This is a genomic window from Bacillus sp. 7_6_55CFAA_CT2 (assembly GCF_000238655.1).
Classification (GTDB): Bacteria; Bacillota; Bacilli; order Bacillales; family Bacillaceae_G; genus Bacillus_A; species Bacillus_A cereus.
Map to the genome: position 1 here is coordinate 665,791 of NZ_JH414710.1, position 20,544 is coordinate 686,334.

Consider the following 20,544-nt stretch of genomic DNA (forward strand, 5'->3'; position numbering starts at 1 on the left):
GATGGTACTTTGAAAGAAACGAGAGGAAATGGTTTAGCTTTATTACCACTTGGGATATTTTTGGCGCTATTTATTGGTTCTGGAATTATTACAGGTGATTTCTATAAATTGCCGATACTTGTAGCGATTTCAATTGCTGTAGGAGTCGCTTTAGTGATGAATCGTAAAGAAAGTTTTAATGTGAAAGTAGAGCGGTTCGCTAAAGGTGCAGGAAATCCGGATATCATGATTATGGTATTAATTTTTGTGCTTGCAGGTGCATTTTCTGAAACTGCTAAAGGAATGGGCGGAGTAGATTCAACTGTTAATTTAGCGCTAACTATTTTACCGCCAGGATTTATCGTAGCTGGAATCTTTGTTATTGGTGCATTTATTTCATTAGCGATGGGAACTTCAATGGGAACAATTGCAGCATTAGCGCCGATTGCTGTAGGTATTAGTGGTCAAACCGATATCTCAATTGCGCTTGCAATGGCTACTGTTGTTGGCGGAGCGATGTTTGGTGATAATTTATCATTTATTTCAGATACAACAATCGCAGCTGTTCGTTCACAAGGAACAGAAATGAAAGATAAGTTTAAAACGAACTTTTTAATTGTGTTACCAGCGGCTATTATTACAATTGTACTATTAGTAATAGTTACTTCAGGGAGTGACACGCACATTAAAGCACATAGCTTTGATTGGATAAAGATTTTACCGTACGCAGGAGTACTTATTACAGCGCTACTTGGCTGGAATGTACTTATTGTATTAACTGGTGGAACTGTACTATCTGGTGTTATCGGTCTTATAGATGGAAGTTACACGTTAGAAAGTTTCTTTAAAAGTGTAACGACTGGAATGGGCGGTATGATGGAGTTAGTATTACTTGCTATGTTAATTGGCGGTATGGTTGAATTAATCCAATATAATGGTGGTATTCAATATTTAATGAATGTATTAACACGTAATATTCGTTCGAAAAAAGGAGCGGAATTTGGTATTGCTGGTTTAGTGAGTATGACGAATATGTGTACAGCGAATAATACGATTTCAATTATCTTTACAGGCCCGCTTGCAAAAAATATTGCAGATCAATATGAAATAGACCCTCGTAAATCAGCGAGTGTATTAGATCTTTTCTCATGTTGTGTGCAAGGATTAATTCCGTACGGTGCCCAAATGTTAACGGCAGCAGGATTTGCAGCGTTATCTCCGGTTGAATTGTTGCCATATGCATTTTATCCAATCTTAGTTGGAGTATGTGGGATTGCTTCTATTTTAATTGGGTTTCCAAGGTTTTCGAAAGTAGCTGAGAAAAAAGAGTATCATAAAACAGCTTAATTTAATATGAATGTTAGTAATTAAAAAACGTGCAGAGAATAGACTCTGCACGTTTTTTGCGTAAAGGGCTGAATATGACTCGGTCTTAAGTCTGAGTTAAAAACGGTTCTTAAGCTCGTTATGGGAAGATGAAAAAATAGTTAAGATAAGAGTATCAAATCGAAGGGAGGCAAGCACAAGATGAAACAATTTCTAGCGTTTATCGCAGCCGGTATTTTGGCTTTAATTGCTCTTGGTAGTCTTGCTGGTATTGTAGGATTCGCAATCGGAGCAGGAGTTGTATATTGGAGCTATAAATCATTTGTGCGAGCTAAATCATTTTTTGGAAAGTTAGCTTGGGGTATTGTTGGTTTAATCGGTTTATCCATTGCACTTTCTCATTCGCCAGCATTAATCGGTATCGCTGCTTTAGTGGTTTTATACTACGGATACCGTGAGTGGAAAAAAGAAAAAGATGTAGTTGTTGAATCTGCTCCAGAAAGTTCTAAATCATATAGCAACTTTGAAGATGAGTGGAACAAATTAATGAAAAACTAAAACAATAAATCAAATCATAATTAAAGTAGAAGAGAGGAAGATTTATAATGAAACAATCTTTATTCGGACGTGTACGCGATGCAATTTTAGCTGATTTTCATAACGTGTTAGATGAGAAGGAAAGAAAAAATCCAATTGCGATGTTAAACCAATATTTACGTGATAGTGAGCGTGAAATAACAAAAATTGAGAAGTTAATTGAGCGTCATAAAACATTAAAATCTAACTTTGCTCGTGAGCTTGAGCAAGCACGTTATTTCGTTAATAAAAGATCAAAGCAAGCTATCATTGCTCAAGAAGCAGGTGAATTACAATTGCACGAACGTGCGTTAGAAGAGGTAGCTTATTATGAAGGGCAAGTAACTCGATTAGAAGAAATGTATGCAGGTGTTGTAGAGCAAATTGATGAGTTAGAGCGTCGTCTTTCTGAAATGAAAAATAAATTAAAAGAAATGCACGCAAAGCGTATGGAACTAATGGCACGTGAAAATATGGCACATGCAAATCGTCGTATGAATACTGCGATGCATAAAATGGATGAAAATAATCCATTCTTACGATTTGAAGAGATTGAAGATCATATTCGTGACTTAGAAACTCGTATGAATGAAGAGCATGAGCGTGACACATTTGATATGAAAATTGCAAAACTTGAGCGTGAAATGAAAGAAAAGAATGATGTATCGTTAACGAAAGAGTTAACAAAATAATAGTAGTATATTATAAAACAGGCTTATGATATAGTGATAGGAGAAAAGGTGTTGGAAAGCAATGCCTTTTCTTCTATGTATATGTGACAAGAAGGGGGGAGCTGAAATGAAGAAACATTTTTCAAAGACACAATTAATGGGGATGCTCCTCATCATATTTGGGTTCGGTCTTTTTCTTGATATGATACTTGGACATTTTGAACCAGGTGGTCTCATTTTTGCATTTATTATGCTTATGTTTGGAAGGCATTATCGTAAAAAGAATCGTTATGTACGGGGAAATGTATTTTTATTTGTTGGTGGTATCGTATTTTTATTCTTCTTATTTTCATCAGCAGCATTTGTTCTTGTCGTATTTGCTTGTTTAGCTTTAATAGGTTATCAATTGATTCAACAAGGACATCAGCAAAAAGCAATGAAGGTTGAAATTAAAGAAAAAGGGATTATAGACGAAGAGAAGCAAATATATCGTACAGAAACATATTTAAAAAATATGTTTGTAGGCAATGTACGAATGATGGATCATATTTATGAACTTGAGGATATTAATGTTCAATATGGTGCCTGTGATGTGGAAATAGATTTAACGACTGCTATGATTCCAGAAGGGGAAACGGTAATTGTTATTCGGGGTGTCGTTGGTAATATTCGTTTATATGTGCCATATGATATTGAACTTTCTTTAAATCATTCTGTTATTGTCGGACGTGTGCTCTTGCCAGGTCATGAAGAGACAGGGTTTAACCGCAATGTTACATTTAGAACAGAGCAGTATAAAGAGGCTCCTCGTCGTATTAAAATTATTTCTTCGCTTGTCGTAGGCGACACGGAAGTGAGGAAAGTATAATGAAGAAACAAAAAAATATTTCGTGGATGTATATTCGTTATTCTATGTTGTCCTCTGTTAGTATCGCACTCATTTGTACAATTGTATATGTATGGAAAAGCGAGCAACAAGTGTATGATTTATTATGGAAGGAATCCATCGCTTCTGTTCCAATTGGCTTGTTTATTATGACTACAAGTTTACTTATCGGGGGAATTGTAGGATATGCAATCGGTTACTATATAGAGCAGCGTATACAAGGATTAAATACGTTTCTATTTGAAGTAGAGCGAGGGAATTTTCCGAGCGATGTTTCGTTTACTGCAGATGATGAATTTCATGAAGTGGAACGAAAAGTAATCGTTCTGGCTCGTCGATTAGAGGAGCAAGCTGGACTCTTTCAAAAAGTAACAAATGAACGAGCTCATTGGAATGAAGAGATGAGACAAGAAGCGATTTCTCAAGAAAGGCATCGTTTAGCAAGGGAGTTGCATGATTCAGTAAGTCAGCAGCTTTTCGCAATGTCGATGATGATGTCAGCGATTAATGAACAAATAACTGAATTTCCAGATGTGACAAAAAAACAATTGCAACTTGTTGAAAATATGGTTGTAAATGCTCAATCAGAAATGAGAGCATTGCTCCTTCATTTACGTCCTGTACAATTGGAAGGTAAGAAACTGACAGAAGGTATAGAGGAATTATTAACGGAATTATCGCGAAAACAACATATGAAAATTGAATGGCTTATTGAGCCAATAGAATTAAAAAAAGGTGTAGAAGATCATTTATTCCGTATTGTGCAAGAAGCGCTATCAAACACGTTGCGACACGCGAAGGCAAAGAAAACAGAAGTGCGCCTTCGAAAAATTGATCAATATGCGATTTTAAAAATCATTGATGACGGCGTTGGGTTTGAAGTAGGGGTTAATAAGGCTGGTTCATATGGCCTAAGATCGATGCAAGAGCGTGTTCATGAAATTGGTGGGACACTCAAGGTACTTAGTTTCCCGGCCAAAGGTACACAAATAGAAGTAAAAGTACCGATTATGATTGAGAGAGGAGGAGAAGTATGATAAAAGTATTGCTTGTCGATGATCATGAAATGGTTCGTATGGGTGTATCGGCATATTTATCTACACAGCCAGATATTGAAGTAGTAGGGGAAGCTGAGAATGGAAGAAAAGGATCAGAATTAGCATTGCAATTAAGGCCGGATATTATTTTAATGGACCTTGTTATGGATGAGATGGATGGTGTCGAAGCAACACGTGCTATTATTCAAGAATGGCCAGAAGCAAAAATTGTAGTTGTAACAAGCTTTTTAGATGACGAAAAATTGTATCCTGTTATTGAGGCTGGGGCGACCAGTTACTTATTAAAAACATCAAGAGCAAGTGATATTGCTGATGCTGTACGAGCTACTTATGATGGAGAAACAGTATTAGAGCCGAAAGTTACCGGGAAAATGATGTCCCGTATGCGTCAAAAGAAAGAGCAACCTTTGCATGATGATTTAACGGAAAGAGAGTTTGAGATTTTGTTATTAATCGCAGAGGGAAAAAGTAATCAAGAGATTGCGGACGAGTTATTTATTGCACTGAAAACGGTAAAGACACATGTGAGTAATATATTAAATAAATTGAATGTAAGTGACCGTACTCAGGCGGTTATTTATGCATTTAGGCATCAATTAACGAAGTGATAAAGTGAAACTTTAATCAGTGGGGAGGTTGTTCCTCCCCCACTGATTATCAGCCCTCACCAATCGGGCTTTTACGGGCAGTTAATGCGGGATAAAGTGAAACTTTAATTGGCGGGGAATTCCTCGCTGATTATTGGCTCGATACAATATAGATTTGGCGTTAAAACAATTGAATGTTTTTATTGACGATAAATAATGTAAGCGTTATCATTGAGGTGTTAACAGTACATATAAAGGGGAGAATGTATATGTTAGTTCAAACTATATTCGGAATGGATAAGTCTAAAAAATTAGGGGATTATGTGAACGCATTACAAGCGCTTTGTGAACAATATAATGTTGAAACAGATAAAATTGCGATTATTGAGGCAACAGAGGAATACTATTTATTTTTAGTAAAGCAAGAAGAGCACTATGATGTTGTCAAGGTAGAAACAGTTGATACGAATATTGAATATTATACGAAAGCTTATAAAATAAGCAGTTTTAATCATGCTGCGTATCAAATGTAAAAAAACTCCCTTTTGGGTAGTTTTTTTAGGAGGCTTTTACTTCGTGAGAGTCGGTTACTAATGGAACTTTTTTCGTACCGCTTAACTTAGCCATTGCAAGACCAATAAGAGCTCCTACTAATGCTGGTATTAGCCAGCCGATTCCTTCATTATATAAAGGGATAAATTCAAAATATGGTGTGATAAATGAAACTGAAATACCACCTTGTTTTAATCCATCAAATACGCTTACTACAGCTGCTCCGATTAAAGCACCTACATAAACAGAGCGATATCCACCGAAGTATTTATGAAGCAATGATAGTAGTACGAGTACAATTGCAATTGGATACACAACAAGCAGAATTGGAACAGAGATTGCGATAATTTTTGTTAAACCTAAGTTGGCAACTAGTAATCCTAATGCGCAAATGATACTCGCGAACGTTTTGTATGAAAATGTAGTCAATAATGTTGAAAAATATTGGCTGCACGCAGATACGAGTCCAACGCATGTCGTTAAACAAGCGAGTGTAACGATAAGAGATAATAGGAGCAAACCGTATGGACCGAATAATTGTTGTACGATAACAGTAAGTAGCTGTCCGCCATTTTTTGCATATCCGAGCGAGACGCTAGTTGCCCCAAGCCAGCCGAGTGCACCGTATACAAGTACGAGCCCTGTAGCGGCAATCAGCCCTGCTTTTGCTGTGGCGATGGCAATGGACTTACGATCATTCACACCTTTAGAGCGAATTGCATTTACAACGATAATTCCGAATGCAAGTGCTGAAATAGTGTCCATTGTTAAGTAGCCTTCCATAAAGCCTTTGAAGATTGGAGAAGTTTGATACTCTTGCATTGCTGGTCCTGATTGCCCAAGTGGTGTAAATACACTTTTAACAAATAATAAGAAAATAGAGAGTAATAAAATAGGTGTTAATACATTTCCAATACGATCAACAAGTTTAGATGGATTCAAACTCAGCCAAAATACGATAGTAAAGAAGATGATTGTATATACAAATAGCACTAGGCTGCTAGAGCGGATTGTTTCTGGTAAGAAAGAACTAACACCCATTTCATAAGCGACATTTGCAACACGTGGGATGCCCATAGATGGACCGATAGCAATGTATACAATTACTGTAAAGAAAATTCCGAATAATGGATGAACATGACTTGCAAGTTGCTGCATTCCATTTCCTGATAGAGAAATTGCGATAACAGTTAGTAGTGGTAAGCCAACTCCTGTTAGTAAAAATCCAATCATTGCTGGCCAAAAGTTTTCACCTGCATTTTGGCCAAGCATGGGAGGGAAAATTAAATTACCTGCCCCAAAAAATAAAGAAAATAGCATAAGACCCGTGAAAAAAATATGTTTTTTTGATACAGTGTTCATTGTTTTTCCTCCTTTTTCATTCATTTGTAAGAACACAAAAAACTCGTCCCTAAAGAAAGGGACGAGTTATATTTACCCGCGATACCACCCTAATTTACACATGTAGAAATAAATCTATATGTATACGGCTTTGCAACGTACAACATGATACGTGTTCCTTGTAACGGGGGACGGCCGGTAAGAACTTACTGTAACATTCGGTTCTACTTCTCGGAGATGATTTTCGGTTACGCGCTGAACGTTGGCTTTCAGCAAATCGCCAACTCTCTGGGGAACAGTTCTATAACGTACTCGTTCTCGTCAATGAATTTTTATTCAAGTATTCTGACAGTATTGTTGCATGTTTTTTTAGAAAGTCAATATGTTTTTTGAAAGATATATTTATATACGGAAATATCGAAAGTGATATTCGTTGTTGTAAAGGAAATGATGAATTGTAAAATGGGAGTGAAAATTTGCGGAGAATTGTAAATTTTATAGAGAAAATTGATATTTATAGGAGTGAAGAAGGGATTGTTTGAATTTATAGAGAATAATACAACAATCCACTTGCTGGAAAGAACAAACCAAAAGAGGTGACTGAAATGCTTGCGATGGGAGTATTATTTGGCATTATTGCTATAATTGGTTTTATGTGGTTATATTATTCGCGTTCGTTTAAACAAGCAGAAGTTTTACTCTTTCAAAAAGGTAGTTTGTTGACAAATCAGTCTAGATATTTAGTATGTCCGAAGTGTGGAAGTGCACAGGCCAGAAGTGGAGGATATCAAGAGTGTTGCAAAATTAGATTATGAAAGAAAGGAAGCCTCACATTATTTTGTGAGGCTTCCTTCCTTACAACTTCATGGCGCTCCAAATTGTCCATCGATCTCTTTCAATAATAGGAGAGACGTTTTGTAATGCGGTCTGTATATGTTGTAGAAGTTGAGAAAGTTCATCATCTGTTAACTCATATAGAATGGATCGACCTGTTCGAGGAGATAAATCTTGCAATAATGCTTCTACAGAATCATGTATTTTTCGTATTTCCCATTGTGTTTGTGTGGGAAGTACGTGAAGAGAATGTTTTTGTAATTCTGTCTGTATAGTGTTGGTTTTTGGACGTCTTTTTGACTCTATTTCAATAAGTTTTGGAAATAGAGAGAAAAAATATCCGCGAATGTGTTCGGGACTTCCTGGAATTGTACAATCTTCAATTGTTCGATCTTGTAAAATAAGTACACCGTTTTTATTTAATATACGAGAAGCTTCACGTAAAAATGTAGGAATGTCTTGTAAATGATGAATAACTGCACGCGAAATAACTATGTCGAATGTTTCATTAGGGTATGGGATATTATGTGCATCACCGTGGATGAATGAAATGTTTGAAAAGTTGTTACAATTTTCTTTTGCAGCTTGTAATATTTCTTTTGAAAAATCAAGTCCCACAACATTATTGGCTCCCATAAGAGCGAGTTCTTTCGTATAAATCCCACCACCACAGCCGATATCAATTATTTGCTTGTTTTGTATTTCTGTAATGTTTTTTACCATTTCAGCCCAAGAAATATGAGCGTTTCTTGTTGCATATGTGTACTTATTATTTTCATCATGAAAATTAATGGACATGATAAAGACCTCCTTTCAATGATTAGTATAGCGTATTTAATAGGATGTCACGTTTTTGTTTTATGTATGAAGATTATAAGGATTTCTTATCGTAAGAGGAGGATTAATTTGAAAGGGAAATATGTATTGGTGTTGTTGTTTGTTATGTTACTAGCAGCTTGTGATCAAGTTGAGCCGAAAAAAAGAAACAAAAAAAGTAGAAGAGACGGTGAATGAAGTGAAAGAAACAATAGGGGTAACCGTTATACAAAAAAAACATAAAGAGAAAAAGTTGCAGGAATCAGAAGCGAAGTTAGTAATAGACATTTTGAATAAAGCTGAGAAACAAGAAATAACAGGAAGCTTCGGTGAACCTGAATATGAAATACAAATTAGTAGAGATGGGAAAAAAGAAACTTATTATGCATGGTTAAGGGGAGAAGATAGACGAGGATGGGTGCAATATAAGAAAGCTATGTATATGTTGAATGAAAAAGATACGGAAAAGCTTTTGGATATATTTCCAAATGTCTCAGAACAAAAAGAAGATGAGATGCAGGTAAGCCCTTTAACGGAAGTAACAAAAAAAGATTTGCAGATTACCGCGTTTCATATTAAAACAGGCGATCAAAACGTGAATTATACGGTACGGTATACGATTTCACAATCACTATACAATAAGTTAGTGAAGGAGCAAGAATATTATTTGCAACTCACTTTTCCAGAAAAAGTTCAAAAATTAATTGGAGCAAAAGAGAGTGAAATGATTTTAGGTGAAAAAGTAAAGGAAGGGTATAAGCAATATGAATTGCATGCTACTGTTCCGATAAAAAGCGCTTCAGAATCACAATTAAAATCATTAGAAACATATTACGAAAGTTATGATTTGAAAATATTAAACAGTAAAAAAGAAAAAATAGGTGTGTTTCAAAATATAATTCAGATTGTTAAAGATTATGGTGAAAAAATGAATTTTCAAAGATAAAGTGAGACTTTAATTAGCCCTTACGGATTGGAATGAATATAAACTCGTCAAATCTATATGACCTTTCCTAGGAAATGATAATAGAGAGGGGAAAGCACCCCTCTCTATTACTTTGCTTTTGCAGATGGCTCATTCATTGATTTTCGTGTAATAAGAAAAGAAATCATAAGAGCGGAAAGGATGACAAGGGCAATAAATACGTGATTGGGCAACAAATCTAATAATAATACGTAACTAACGGTATAAAAAATAAGAGTTGAAGCTAAAAACGATAGAGCACCTATTATAAGAGATTGTAAATTCATTTTTGTACACCTCCTTTTATTTATATTTTTGGCTGAAAATGGATTATATAAACATTATTTCTAACAATAGAAAAAAATATGTCATAATAGAGAAAAGAACAAGCTTTAATGAATGAATATGATTCATTAATGAGAGATAAAGGAGAGGAATATGAAAAATAATAAAAAAGGATTATGGGGAATTATTGTTGCGATAGGTCTATTTTTACTGTCTAAGTTAAAGTGGGTATTTGCAATTTTTAAATTAGCAAAGTTTTCAACGGTATTTAGTATGTTTCTATCGCTTGGCGCATACGCAGTTCTATATGGTTGGAAATTTGGAGTGGCGCTCATTTATTTGTTGTTTGTTCATGAAATGGGCCATTTATGGGCTGCGAAAAGAAAGGGGATCCCAACATCGCCAGCAATCTTTATTCCATTTATGGGGGCCCTTATTGGAATGAAAGAGATGCCGAAAAATGCGAAAGATGAAGCTTACATTGCCTATATGGGTCCGCTTTTCGGACTTCTGTCATTTTTACCAGCGATACCGCTTTATATAATGACGAAAGAGCCATTTTGGGCGCTTGTTATTTTGCTTGGAAGTATGATTAATTTCTTTAATTTAATTCCCGTTTCGCCGCTAGATGGTGGGAGAATTATTTCAGTTGTCAGTACTAAAATTTGGGGAGCAGGCCTTATTATATTATTTGGCTATTCAATTTACTTTAAAAGTATTTTGGGAGGATTTATTGTTATTATCGGTTGTATGGAGTTATATAGAGTAATAAAGAGAGATGAGCCGATTAAGGAATTAGGGCATAAAATTGATGGGATGAAAGAATATGTTACTAGGCTTGAAGAGGAATTAAAAGAAACGGGTGCTGTACATCGGACTATATACGTGATGCACCATGAGATGAATGCATTAAGACAAAGAGAACGGGAAAAAGAGTTACAAATAGGTGAACTTCAAAAAATGGAAGTATTAGAGTATCTTTTACCGAAGTTCGAACCGTTAGATTATGTTCCATATGAAGATGAAAAAGATGAGTATACAATTCACATAAGGGAAGCATTTGAAGCGTCAGAAAGAAAATTAAATGAATGGAAAACAGAAAAGGAACAACAAGAAAACTATTATAAAGTGGATGCGAAAACGAAATGGACAGTATTTGCTTGTTATATTGGATTAATGGCTATACTCGGTTACACAGCTTATGAAGGATATATTGTTCTACAAGAACATTTGCCAACGAGAAATGTATAGAAAAATATTGTCGAAATGATAGGAAGAATTAATACAGGAATTATATTTCTACAAGAGAATATTACAAGTATAGTCATACGTTGTAATATTTTTAGTAGAGAAGGAGTTCTGTATATGAAGAAATTGTTAAATGTATTAGGTATTATGATCGTGATGATTATTGCGAGTTATAGTCTTATGAATGTGCTGTTACATTATGCGAATAAGCCTGCTGAGGTAAATACAATAGCTCAAATAGAAGATGTGCAAGAAGAGACAAAAGTGCTAGATTTTATTCGAATGACACATGAAAGCTATAATAATTTCTTAAATTACGGTAAAGCAGAGAATTATACAGATGGGGATTGGAATCAATTTAAGCAATGGTTTCAACAGCAAGAACAATCTTTAAAAAATATACATATGGAAATAAAGAATGAAAAAATAAAACGCGATGTAAATAGAAGCTATGAAATTGTAAAAAAAGGTGTGGAACTTCAAAATATTGAGTATGTAGTGTATGCCCACCGTGTATATCATGACTTGGATATCATCGTAAATAAATATAGAGGTGAAACGAATATCTGGGGGTATACGGAGTTTGGCGATGGGAAAGATATAAAAGTAATTGAACAAGCTATACAAACAAAATAATAAGCTAGCTAGAATTCTAGTTAGCTTATTTTCTTTTGTAAATACAATGTTCATATATTATTCACAAAAACACCGTGTTAATAGTGATTAAAATCACAATCTGCATTATAAGATTCAGTTAAACTAAAAATAGTTAAGGAAATAGAGGAGTGGGATACAATGTTAAGTGCAAAAACAATTGAAATCGTAAAGTCAACAGTACCATTATTACAAGAAAAAGGCGTTGAAATTACAACGAGATTTTACGAAATTTTATTTTCGGAACATCCGGAGTTATTGAATATTTTCAACCATACAAATCAGAAAAAGGGAAGACAACAACAAGCGTTAGCGAATGCTGTTTATGCAGCTGCAACGTACATTGATAATTTAGAAGCTATTATTCCAGTTGTAAAACAAATTGGTCATAAGCATAGAAGTTTAGGTATTAAAGCAGAGCATTACCCGATTGTAGGTACATGTTTACTGCGTGCCATTAAAGAGGTCGCAGGTGCACCTGATGAAGTTTTAAACGCATGGGGAGAAGCATATGGTGTCATTGCTGATGCATTCATTAGCATTGAAGCAGAGATGTATGAAGAAGCTGCACATAAAGAAGGTGGATGGAAAGACTTCCGCAACTTTGTGATTGTTAAAAAAGTGAAGGAAAGCGATGTTATTACGTCATTTTATTTGAAACCTGAAGATGGAAGGAAAGTTTCTTCATTCATCCCAGGTCAATATGTAACGGTTCAAATCAATATTGAAGGTGAGACATATACACATAATCGTCAATACAGTTTATCCGATGCTCCTGGGAAAGAATATTATCGTATTAGTGTAAAAAAAGAAAAAGGTGTAGATACACCAGACGGTAAAGTGTCTAATTACTTACATGAACATGTAAAAGAAGGAGATGTTTTACCGGTAAGTGCACCAGCGGGAGATTTCGTGTTAAATATGAATTCAACATTACCAGTTGTACTAATTAGTGGTGGAGTAGGGATTACACCGATGATGAGTATGTTAAATACGTTAATTGAACAAGATTCAAAACGTAATGTATATTTTGTTCATGCAGCAATAAATAGTAATACACATGCAATGAAAGAAGACGTTAAGGCAGTAGAAAATGAATATGAACAAGTTAAAGCATATACTTGTTATTCTGCACCGACTGAAAAAGATTTAGAAATGAAGAACTTTGATAAAGAAGGTTTCATTGAAAGTGAATGGTTAAAAACTATTATTCCGACAACTGAAGCAGAGTTTTATTTCTGTGGTCCAGTAGCATTTATGAAGCATATAAATGCTGCACTAACTGATTTAGGTGTGAAACAAGAGCATATTCATTATGAATTTTTCGGCCCAGCAACAAGCTTACAATAAGCAAAAAAACGAGGTATTTATTTTACCTCGTTTTTTATTTGTTCTCGTAATAAACGGTTTACTGTTTCACGGCGTATACCTATCAGTTGACCAATTTCGGTTTGTGTTAATATTTCATATATAGGAATGTCACCTAAATATAGGGTGAACCATTCTTGTAAACGATGAAGACGTTCTTTCGGAGAGACGGTTGTCAATTGATCAATTCGTTGTTGCATCATTCTTAATTTAGATTGCAATTGCATAGCGATGTTAGCATACGATTCGGGATTTGCTTGAAGTCTCTCGTACCATTCACTACTAGTGATCGGTTCCACTTCTGTTTTTATTAAAGCGATAGCTGTACCGTGATATTCTTTCGGTGAAATTAAAGAATGATGAGGTATCGTTTCACCTGGAACGATAATGTTGAATAAAAATGGTGTTCCGTCTTCTTCTAGCCGAACTACTTTTAATAAGCCTGTTTTTATAAAGTATAAAGGACCGTCCTCGCCTTGACGGAATAGTACATCTCCTTTGTGTAGAATCAATGTTAGCCCCCCATTAATATGTTTCTATTTCTTCTATTTTAGCGTATATGTATATAGACAATATGCTATTTCAACAGCAATTTCATTGACGAAATGTATGCTATTACAGTAGTATACTATTTAGTGTGTAATAGTACTAGCAATGAATACGCTGTAGGGGGTTTAGTATATTGTTAGATGCGATGAGAATGACGGATATGAAAATTCCGGCGAATGCTATCATTCATGTTGAAGAGATGAAAGGTGGAGTCGTTTTATCCGTTGAAGTAGACGGCCAAATTATTTATACGATGGCTTATGATGAAGAAACAGATAGCTATGCTGAATTATATGATCGAAACGATAAGAGGGCGTGCCAAGTACATGAAGACTTCATGGGGTGGTCACTTCTTCATTAAAAAAGATGTCAATATGACATCTTTTTTTATTAAATCGATAGAATATACAAAGAAATGAAATATAAGGATAAAATTTGTAATAATTGATTTTGCATTGTTAGCACTCTGTAACTGCAAGTGAACTATTTTTTCGCTATCATAAAGATAACAGTCGCAGTTATAGGAGTGGTCAACTTGAAGAAAGTACATATTTCAAATTATATGTTATTATGTGTTTGTTTAATTTTATTTGTTCTCCTCGGAGGATTTTTATATTCATGTGTATAAGAAAAACGCATTCTAAAAAGAATACGTTATAAAAGGGAAATAATAATTAATCTAGTTCCAAGAATAATCAACGTAATACGTAATAAATTAATTACGGCGTTACCACTTAGTTTTGTATTAATGTAAGCCCCGATTTTTCCGCCAATCCATGCACCCGGAATCAGGATTAATGCATAAATCCAGCTGACATTTCCAAGTGAGATGTGAGTTGCAGAACTTACAATTGCTGATAGAAATACGATGAACATTGAAGTTGCTACTGCAATATGTGCTGGGAATGCAAAAAGAAGCATCATTGCTGGAACAAGTAAGGCACCGCCACCAATTCCAAATAATCCAGATATAAACCCAACTATAAAGGCGATAAAGATAGCAAGAAACGGTGGGAATTGGTAGTGTACAGTATTTCCATCATTATCTGTAAAAGAACGCTTAATTACAGACGTATTTGAGAGGGAAAGAGGTTTTAATTTGTCTCGAAGCATAAGTAGAATTGAGACGAATATAAGGAAAATCCCAAAGTATAAAGAAAATGTGTCTTGGTTTAAAAATTTATTTGCCCATGATCCGATAATACCACCAGGGCCGCTTCCGATAAATAAAATAAGTCCACTTTTATAATCTACTCGCTTATGCTTCATGTAAGTAAGGGTGGAAGATAGTCCTGTGAAAACGACTGTTACCATAGAAGTCCCTACTGCAAGTTGTGGTGATAAACTGTGTAATCCAATTAATAACGGAACAATAATAATTCCGCCTCCAAGCCCAACTAGGCTGCCGACTGTTCCGGCGATTAGTCCGATGAAAAGTAACATGATGTATTCCAAAATTGCCAACTCCTCTAAATAACTTATCCACCAATTATTATACACGCTTTTTAATGAGAAATAGGCTTGTTCACAAAAAAGTCGTCTTCCTAGAAAAATAAGGAAGACGACTTTTGATTAGAAAACAAAATGTAATAGGTAGTAAAACAGAGCAGCTAAAGAAGCTGAAATAGGAAGTGTAATAACCCATGTAATTAACATGCGTTTTGCAGTTCCCCATTTTACCCCTTTCACACGGTGAGAAGCACCAACCCCTAAAATAGAAGAAGAGATAACGTGCGTCGTACTAACCGGTAAGTGAATGAATGTTGCACCGAAAATAACAAGTGATGATGATAAATCGGCAGCTACACCATTTACAGGACGAATTTTCATAATTTGTCCACCGACAGTTTTAATAATTTTCCATCCGCCGACAGAAGTACCAAGCCCCATTGCGATAGCACAAGATAATTGTACCCAGAACGGGATATCGCTAGAAGTATGATAGTTATTAGCCATAAGAGCCATCGTAATGATTCCCATTGCTTTTTGTGCATCATTCGTACCGTGTGTGTAGGCTTGTAATGCTGCAGTGAAAATCTGGAATATACGGAAGTTCTTATTCGTTTTTGTTAAGTTAAAGTTTTTAAATACTACTTTAAAAATACTGTATACGGTATAACCAATAACGAAAGCGATAATCGGTGAAATGATTAAAGCTTCAATAATTTTAATAAATCCTTTAAGATTTAGCGAGCTAATCCCAGCGGCCGCAATTGCTGCACCTGCGATTGAGCCGATAATTGCATGCGAAGAACTACTTGGAATACCGTAGTACCAAGTAATTAAGTTCCAAGCTATTGCCGCAAGCAAAGCAGCTAAAATTACAAGAGAACCATTTTGTAAGGCGAATGGATCAACGATATCTTTTGTAATCGTTTTTGCTACACCTGTAAATGTCATTGCGCCCAAAAAGTTCATAATAGCCGCCATAATAATGGCATGTCTAGGCTTTAGAGCTTTCGTTGAAACAGCCGTTGCAATAGCGTTTGCTGTATCGTGAAATCCATTGATAAAGTCAAAAGCTAAAGCGCAAATGACTACTAAAACGGTCAGTATCAAGAGTGTATCCATGATCAAACTCCTTACGCGTTCTTCATAATAATTGTTTCTAATACGTTTGCAACGCTTTGACAGCTATCAGCTACTTCTTCAAGCTCTTCGTAAATCTCTTTAAATTGAATAATCTTAATCGGATCTTTTTCACGAGAGAATAAGTTCTTAATCGCATGACGGCGAATATCATCACACTGTGATTCATAATCCTTAATCTTAATCGCATTTGTACGAATGTCGACTAATTTTTTGTTAGACATTAATTCAACAGAGTTTGCAATCTCAATCGCACATTGATTAATTGCTTCTACGAATTTAATCATGTATTCATCTGCTTCTGTAATAGAATACATTTCGAACAGACTAGCACTGTGATCTAATCCGTCTAATACATCATCCATACTCATTGCAAGTTGTAGGATGTCCTCACGTTCAATCGGAGTGATAAACGCTTTGTTTAACTCCATAATGATTTCGTGAATAAATGAGTCACCTTTTGACTCATACTCTTTCATGCGCATAGAAAACTCTTTTAAATCGCTAGCATTTTTAATTTTATACTCCACGAAAAACTGCGCGCCTTCTTTTAAATTTTCGGAAACATTCATTAACATTTCAGAAAATTTATCTTTTTTTGATTTAAAGACCATTATTGTTACCCCCACAAAAGTAATATATGTAAAATATATTGGCTAATCAATTCTAACAAAAAACTGTCGTTTTTTAAAACATTTTATCGAAAAGTTTACAAAAACTTAACATAACTCTCGTTGTTCTATTAATAATATTAATATCCAATAGTGAATATCTTACTTGTAGAATGTCCTTTTCTTGCAAAAAGTATGAATGTAAAAGAAAAGCTTTACACTATAGGAATGACTACGTTATTATAATAAATTTAAAAGGCGGTATATTCTTCCTTTTAAAAAGAAGAGTGTAAATAAATGAAGGAAGTGAACGAATGAAATTGAAGAACACTCATTTTAAAAAAATGCTTGAGTGGTTCAATAAGAGGAAGAAACTTCGTAATTCATTAATTGTATTGGGAAGTGTATTCGTTACTCTATTTATTGCTGTAAATATAATAATTTCCATTCAAGACATATCTGAACTAAAACAAGCTGTTCCACAACCGACTTTAATTTATGATGCAAATAATGAGGTCGCAACTAAATTAGCTTCTTCGAAAACAGAAGGCGTTAAAAGAAAAGATATTCCTGATATTATGGTTCAGGCAATTGTTGCAGTAGAAGATAAGGAATTTTTTAACCATCATGGTATTTATTATAGTGGAATTATAAGTGCGGTTTTTAAAAATATTACAGCAGGAGAAGTTGTAGCTGGGGGAAGTACAATTACACAGCAGCTTGCGAAGAATGTATTTCTGACACAAGATCGTACATTTTCTCGTAAAATAAAGGAATACTTTTTAACAAAAAAAATAGAACGTACTTATACAAAAGATGAAATTATTGAAATGTATATGAATCAAATTTATTTTGGGGAAGGTGCTTGGGGTATAAAAAGGGCAGCAAAATCTTATTTTGATAAAGATGTAAAAGATTTAACAATTTCAGAAGCTGCAACGATTGCAGGCTTAATTAAAGCACCATCTGCATATTCACCTTATAAAAACTTTAACAAGTCAATTGAAAGACGTAATGTCGTATTAAGCTTAATGAAAGAGCAAGGGTATATTTCTGACGAACAGTATAATAAAGAAAAAGAGAGCGGTCTTGTATTAAAACGTGGTGTGGATGATAAATACAAGGGAAAATATTCTCAATATGTAGACTATATTGTTAGAGAAGCAATGGACAAGTACGAATTGACACAAAATGAAATTTTAGCGGGTGGTTATCGTATTTATACAGAGCTTGACCCGAAAAAACAACAGGCTGTAGAAGACGTTGTGAATAATGATAGTTATTTCAAAGATAATGGCTCAGACCAACTGATGCAAACGGGTGTAGTTCTTATGAATCCAAAAACAGGTGGTGTACCAGCTTTAGTTGGAGGGAGAGGACCGTATCAGTTTTTACAGTTTAATCATGCAACCCAATTAAAAAGACAACCTGGCTCAACGTTAAAGCCTTTAGCTGTATATGTACCCGCGTTAGAGCAAGGGTATGAAGTATACGATATATTGAAAGATGAACCATTTAATATTAAAGAATATAAACCACAAAATAGCGATCATACTTTTCACGGTGATGTGACAATGTATGAAGCGGTAGCAAAGTCGTATAATGTTTCGGCTGTTTGGCTATTGGAACAGATTGGATTAGATAAAGGATTGAAATCTTTAGAGCGATTTGGTATTCCATTAGTGCCAGAAGATCGTACGTATCCAATCGCTTTAGGCGGTATGCATGTAGGAACATCCCCATTTGTAATGGCTCAAGCGTATAGTACATTTGCAAATGATGGTGTTCAAGTGGAAGCTCATGCGATTAGAGAGATACAAAATGCGGAAGGTGAAACGATTGGAAAGTGGTATAAGAAAGAGACACGAGTGACAAGCGAGAAAATTTCTCAAAAGATGACATATTTATTAAAAGGCGTTGTCGAAAAGGGAACGGGCGAAAAGGCGAAAGTTAATAATGTTGATACGGCCGGTAAGACAGGAACTACTCAAATTGTAAATGGCCCAAGCACCGGCGCAAAGGATTCATGGTTTGTTGGATACACACCAGATTTGGTAGGTGCGATTTGGGTAGGATATGATAAAACAGATAGCGATCATTATGTTCCGGGTGGTAGTCAAATTACGACGACAATGTTCCGGGATATTATGAAAAAAGCGAACGCAAATCCAGCTCAAAAAGCATTTCAGTTATCGCTCATATCTGAGGCTGATTATAAAAAACAATTGACTACAATAGAAGAGGAAAAACGAAGAAAAGAAGAAGAGAAGAGAAGGAAAGAAGAGGAACAACAAAGAAAAAAAGAGCAACAAGAGTGGATTGATAAAGTGAAAGAATGGATTCCTTCATTTTGGTAAAAGAAAGAGGCGAATAATGAAATTCGCCTCTTTTTTGTATGAAAAACAAAATGAAACTTTAAACGATTGAAATTATCCCTTCTCCGTACTAGTTACTACTCGTTAAGTATAATGTTCGTATTGCCAAAGGATTGAGAATCGTATGTGACAATTATTTTTCCTTTACTAATAGGTTCGTAAGGTAATTCTTCTTCGTAATTACCATTATTTTCATTGTGGATAGAAAGTGTAATTTCATCGATTTTTTTATTTGTATACTGATCTTTAATCGTTTCAGCAATTTGAAGTAACGCTTCGGAACTAGAAGCTTTCGTAATAAGCATTCCCGTTATAACTTTCTTTTCATTTTTTGTTGCATTGGAATAAGGGATGTTGCTTTGTTTCGTATACAAAATTTTGTATGGAACAGTTTTTCTATCTGCTTTTGAAATAGTGGAATATTTTAGAGTTAAAAAAAATCCTACACATAAAATAATGCATACCATAAGAGCAATCCAAATGCGTATCGGTGACATAACTCTCATTTTTCATCCCTCTTTCATATCTTTGACTTCATTATTTATCATACAAAATGAGGATTAAGATAGAGTAAATTTGAGGTAAAGAAACGTAAAGAAGGAGCACTTATCCTCCCAAATAAGTGCTCCTTTCTATATAAAGAGAGATTTAATGCACGGTTAATCAATACATACAATTATCAATATACTTATTGAGTGAAAATTAGTAAATTCGGAATATAGATAGTGTTGCAGTTGTATCGCCTGTGTTAGGAATAGAAATAGTGTTTGCCGTAGGCTGTATAGAAATTGTTGTACCAGCTTGTAAAGTAACGATTGTAGAGAACGAAACAGCACTACCGATAACATTCGTTGAGAAATTACGAGTAGGTGGTTGACCATTGAATGAAATACCGAATCCAAATGGTGAAGATCCTGGGAAAGTTGTAGACGCTGAGAAACTAATATCATATACTCCTGTTTCTAAAATTGTTAAAGTATCTGAAGTATCGTTGAAAGAGATATTAGTTAATTCAAAAACTTGATTGAATTGGAGGTTTGTTCCAGGAGATATAGTTTGTGGATTGGAGTTTCCAATTGCAGCGATAGTTACAGGAATTGGAGTACCCGCTGGTCCTGTTGCGCCAGTAGCACCTTGAGCGCCCGCTGGTCCTTGAGCACCAGTAGCACCTTGAGCGCCCGCTGGTCCTTGAGCACCAGTAGCACCTTGAGCGCCCGCTGGTCCTTGAGCACCAGTAGCACCTTGAGCGCCCGCTGGTCCTTGAGCACCAGTAGC

The 20,544-nt window shown here is 35.1% G+C and carries 22 protein-coding genes, 1 pseudogene and 1 other annotated feature; of the genes and pseudogenes, 14 read left to right on the top strand and 9 right to left on the bottom strand.

The annotated features are described in order from the left end of the window. The first annotated feature begins 9 nt into the window (after positions 1–9). The 7 genes from HMPREF1014_RS19115 to HMPREF1014_RS19145 all read left to right on the top strand — a co-directional run bounded on the left by HMPREF1014_RS19115 (position 10) and on the right by HMPREF1014_RS19145 (position 5,616). The gene (locus HMPREF1014_RS19115) at positions 10–1,326 is read left to right on the top strand and encodes a Na+/H+ antiporter NhaC family protein (protein ID WP_000665490.1); all 1,317 of its coding nucleotides are present in this window, start codon (positions 10–12) and stop codon (positions 1,324–1,326) included. Positions 1,327–1,506: 180 nt separating this feature from the next. After that, on the top strand, positions 1,507–1,863 hold the full coding sequence (locus tag HMPREF1014_RS19120) for a lmo0954 family membrane protein (RefSeq protein ID WP_000808641.1): 357 nt from the start codon (positions 1,507–1,509) through the stop codon (positions 1,861–1,863). 47 nt (positions 1,864–1,910) lie between these two features. Next, positions 1,911–2,573 (top strand): PspA/IM30 family protein, encoded by a 663-nt coding sequence (locus HMPREF1014_RS19125; protein WP_000814127.1) that lies wholly within the window; start codon positions 1,911–1,913, stop codon positions 2,571–2,573. Positions 2,574–2,679: 106 nt separating this feature from the next. Then, positions 2,680–3,420 carry a cell wall-active antibiotics response protein LiaF gene (gene liaF / locus HMPREF1014_RS19130; protein WP_000716095.1) on the top strand — a complete coding sequence of 247 codons (741 nt, stop codon included), beginning with the start codon at positions 2,680–2,682 and terminating at the stop codon, positions 3,418–3,420. Continuing rightward, on the top strand, positions 3,420–4,475 hold the full coding sequence (locus HMPREF1014_RS19135; RefSeq protein WP_000744326.1) for a sensor histidine kinase: 1,056 nt from the start codon (positions 3,420–3,422) through the stop codon (positions 4,473–4,475). Before liaF ends, HMPREF1014_RS19135 begins: the two co-directional genes overlap by 1 nt. Then, the gene (locus tag HMPREF1014_RS19140) at positions 4,472–5,104 is read left to right on the top strand and encodes a response regulator (protein ID WP_000598707.1); all 633 of its coding nucleotides are present in this window, start codon (positions 4,472–4,474) and stop codon (positions 5,102–5,104) included. Before HMPREF1014_RS19135 ends, HMPREF1014_RS19140 begins: the two co-directional genes overlap by 4 nt. A gap of 173 nt (positions 5,105–5,277) precedes the next feature. Continuing rightward, complete coding sequence (locus tag HMPREF1014_RS19145; RefSeq protein WP_115735452.1) at positions 5,278–5,616, top strand: DUF3922 domain-containing protein; 339 nt, start codon at positions 5,278–5,280, stop codon at positions 5,614–5,616. Positions 5,617–5,641: 25 nt separating this feature from the next. Here HMPREF1014_RS19145 and brnQ3 read toward each other — a convergent pair whose 3' ends face one another. Then, a complete protein-coding gene (brnQ3, locus tag HMPREF1014_RS19150; RefSeq protein ID WP_001099142.1) occupies positions 5,642–6,997 on the bottom strand; it encodes a branched-chain amino acid transport system II carrier protein BrnQ3 in 1,356 nt (451 codons plus the stop codon). 54 nt (positions 6,998–7,051) lie between these two features. After that, positions 7,052–7,310: a binding site (T-box leader), on the bottom strand. A 271-nt stretch (positions 7,311–7,581) separates the two neighbouring features. On the opposite strand from brnQ3, the gene HMPREF1014_RS19155 reads away from it, so the two are divergent. Beyond that, positions 7,582–7,791 carry a hypothetical protein gene (locus HMPREF1014_RS19155; RefSeq protein WP_000880630.1) on the top strand — a complete coding sequence of 70 codons (210 nt, stop codon included), beginning with the start codon at positions 7,582–7,584 and terminating at the stop codon, positions 7,789–7,791. A gap of 40 nt (positions 7,792–7,831) precedes the next feature. Here the strand turns inward: HMPREF1014_RS19155 and HMPREF1014_RS19160 are convergent, their stop codons facing one another. Next, positions 7,832–8,608, bottom strand: a complete 777-nt coding sequence (locus HMPREF1014_RS19160) for a class I SAM-dependent methyltransferase (protein WP_000026285.1) — start codon at positions 8,606–8,608, stop codon at positions 7,832–7,834. A 108-nt stretch (positions 8,609–8,716) separates the two neighbouring features. Between HMPREF1014_RS19160 and HMPREF1014_RS19165 the strand changes: the two are divergent. After that, positions 8,717–9,572 (top strand): annotated as a pseudogene (locus HMPREF1014_RS19165) (YhfM domain-containing protein). 107 nt (positions 9,573–9,679) lie between these two features. Here the strand turns inward: HMPREF1014_RS19165 and HMPREF1014_RS19170 are convergent. Beyond that, positions 9,680–9,877 carry a hypothetical protein gene (locus tag HMPREF1014_RS19170; protein ID WP_001053356.1) on the bottom strand — a complete coding sequence of 66 codons (198 nt, stop codon included), beginning with the start codon at positions 9,875–9,877 and terminating at the stop codon, positions 9,680–9,682. Positions 9,878–10,028: 151 nt separating this feature from the next. Here HMPREF1014_RS19170 and HMPREF1014_RS19175 point away from each other — a divergent pair, with 151 nt between their 5' ends. The 3 genes from HMPREF1014_RS19175 to hmpA all read left to right on the top strand — a co-directional run bounded on the left by HMPREF1014_RS19175 (position 10,029) and on the right by hmpA (position 13,127). Continuing rightward, positions 10,029–11,126 (top strand): site-2 protease family protein, encoded by a 1,098-nt coding sequence (locus HMPREF1014_RS19175; protein ID WP_000794490.1) that lies wholly within the window; start codon positions 10,029–10,031, stop codon positions 11,124–11,126. 114 nt (positions 11,127–11,240) lie between these two features. Beyond that, positions 11,241–11,759 (top strand): hypothetical protein, encoded by a 519-nt coding sequence (locus tag HMPREF1014_RS19180; RefSeq protein WP_000735230.1) that lies wholly within the window; start codon positions 11,241–11,243, stop codon positions 11,757–11,759. 159 nt (positions 11,760–11,918) lie between these two features. Then, positions 11,919–13,127 (top strand): NO-inducible flavohemoprotein, encoded by a 1,209-nt coding sequence (gene hmpA / locus HMPREF1014_RS19185; protein WP_000947321.1) that lies wholly within the window; start codon positions 11,919–11,921, stop codon positions 13,125–13,127. Between the two features lie 17 nt (positions 13,128–13,144). Here hmpA and HMPREF1014_RS19190 read toward each other — a convergent pair whose 3' ends face one another. Further along, positions 13,145–13,657 carry a Crp/Fnr family transcriptional regulator gene (locus tag HMPREF1014_RS19190; protein ID WP_000600585.1) on the bottom strand — a complete coding sequence of 171 codons (513 nt, stop codon included), beginning with the start codon at positions 13,655–13,657 and terminating at the stop codon, positions 13,145–13,147. A gap of 170 nt (positions 13,658–13,827) precedes the next feature. Between HMPREF1014_RS19190 and HMPREF1014_RS19195 the strand changes: the two genes are divergently transcribed. After that, positions 13,828–14,055: a hypothetical protein gene (locus tag HMPREF1014_RS19195; protein WP_000883007.1), complete on the top strand. Its 228-nt coding sequence runs from the start codon at positions 13,828–13,830 to the stop codon at positions 14,053–14,055. Positions 14,056–14,348: 293 nt separating this feature from the next. Here HMPREF1014_RS19195 and HMPREF1014_RS19205 read toward each other — a convergent pair whose 3' ends face one another. The 3 genes from HMPREF1014_RS19205 to HMPREF1014_RS19215 all read right to left on the bottom strand — a co-directional run bounded on the left by HMPREF1014_RS19205 (position 14,349) and on the right by HMPREF1014_RS19215 (position 16,897). Beyond that, on the bottom strand, positions 14,349–15,149 hold the full coding sequence (locus HMPREF1014_RS19205; RefSeq protein ID WP_000455762.1) for a sulfite exporter TauE/SafE family protein: 801 nt from the start codon (positions 15,147–15,149) through the stop codon (positions 14,349–14,351). A 117-nt stretch (positions 15,150–15,266) separates the two neighbouring features. Beyond that, positions 15,267–16,265 carry an inorganic phosphate transporter gene (locus HMPREF1014_RS19210; RefSeq protein WP_000380273.1) on the bottom strand — a complete coding sequence of 333 codons (999 nt, stop codon included), beginning with the start codon at positions 16,263–16,265 and terminating at the stop codon, positions 15,267–15,269. An 11-nt stretch (positions 16,266–16,276) separates the two neighbouring features. Continuing rightward, a complete protein-coding gene (locus tag HMPREF1014_RS19215) occupies positions 16,277–16,897 on the bottom strand; it encodes a DUF47 domain-containing protein (protein WP_000231451.1) in 621 nt (206 codons plus the stop codon). 311 nt (positions 16,898–17,208) lie between these two features. On the opposite strand from HMPREF1014_RS19215, the gene HMPREF1014_RS19220 reads away from it, so the two are divergent. Continuing rightward, complete coding sequence (locus tag HMPREF1014_RS19220) at positions 17,209–19,251, top strand: transglycosylase domain-containing protein (RefSeq protein ID WP_000769232.1); 2,043 nt, start codon at positions 17,209–17,211, stop codon at positions 19,249–19,251. A gap of 95 nt (positions 19,252–19,346) precedes the next feature. Here HMPREF1014_RS19220 and HMPREF1014_RS19225 read toward each other — a convergent pair whose 3' ends face one another. Continuing rightward, on the bottom strand, positions 19,347–19,775 hold the full coding sequence (locus tag HMPREF1014_RS19225) for a hypothetical protein (protein ID WP_001265589.1): 429 nt from the start codon (positions 19,773–19,775) through the stop codon (positions 19,347–19,349). Positions 19,776–19,971: 196 nt separating this feature from the next. After that, on the bottom strand, positions 19,972–20,544 hold a 573-nt coding region (locus HMPREF1014_RS19230; protein ID WP_000852080.1), incomplete at its 5' end, for a Gly-Xaa-Xaa repeat protein.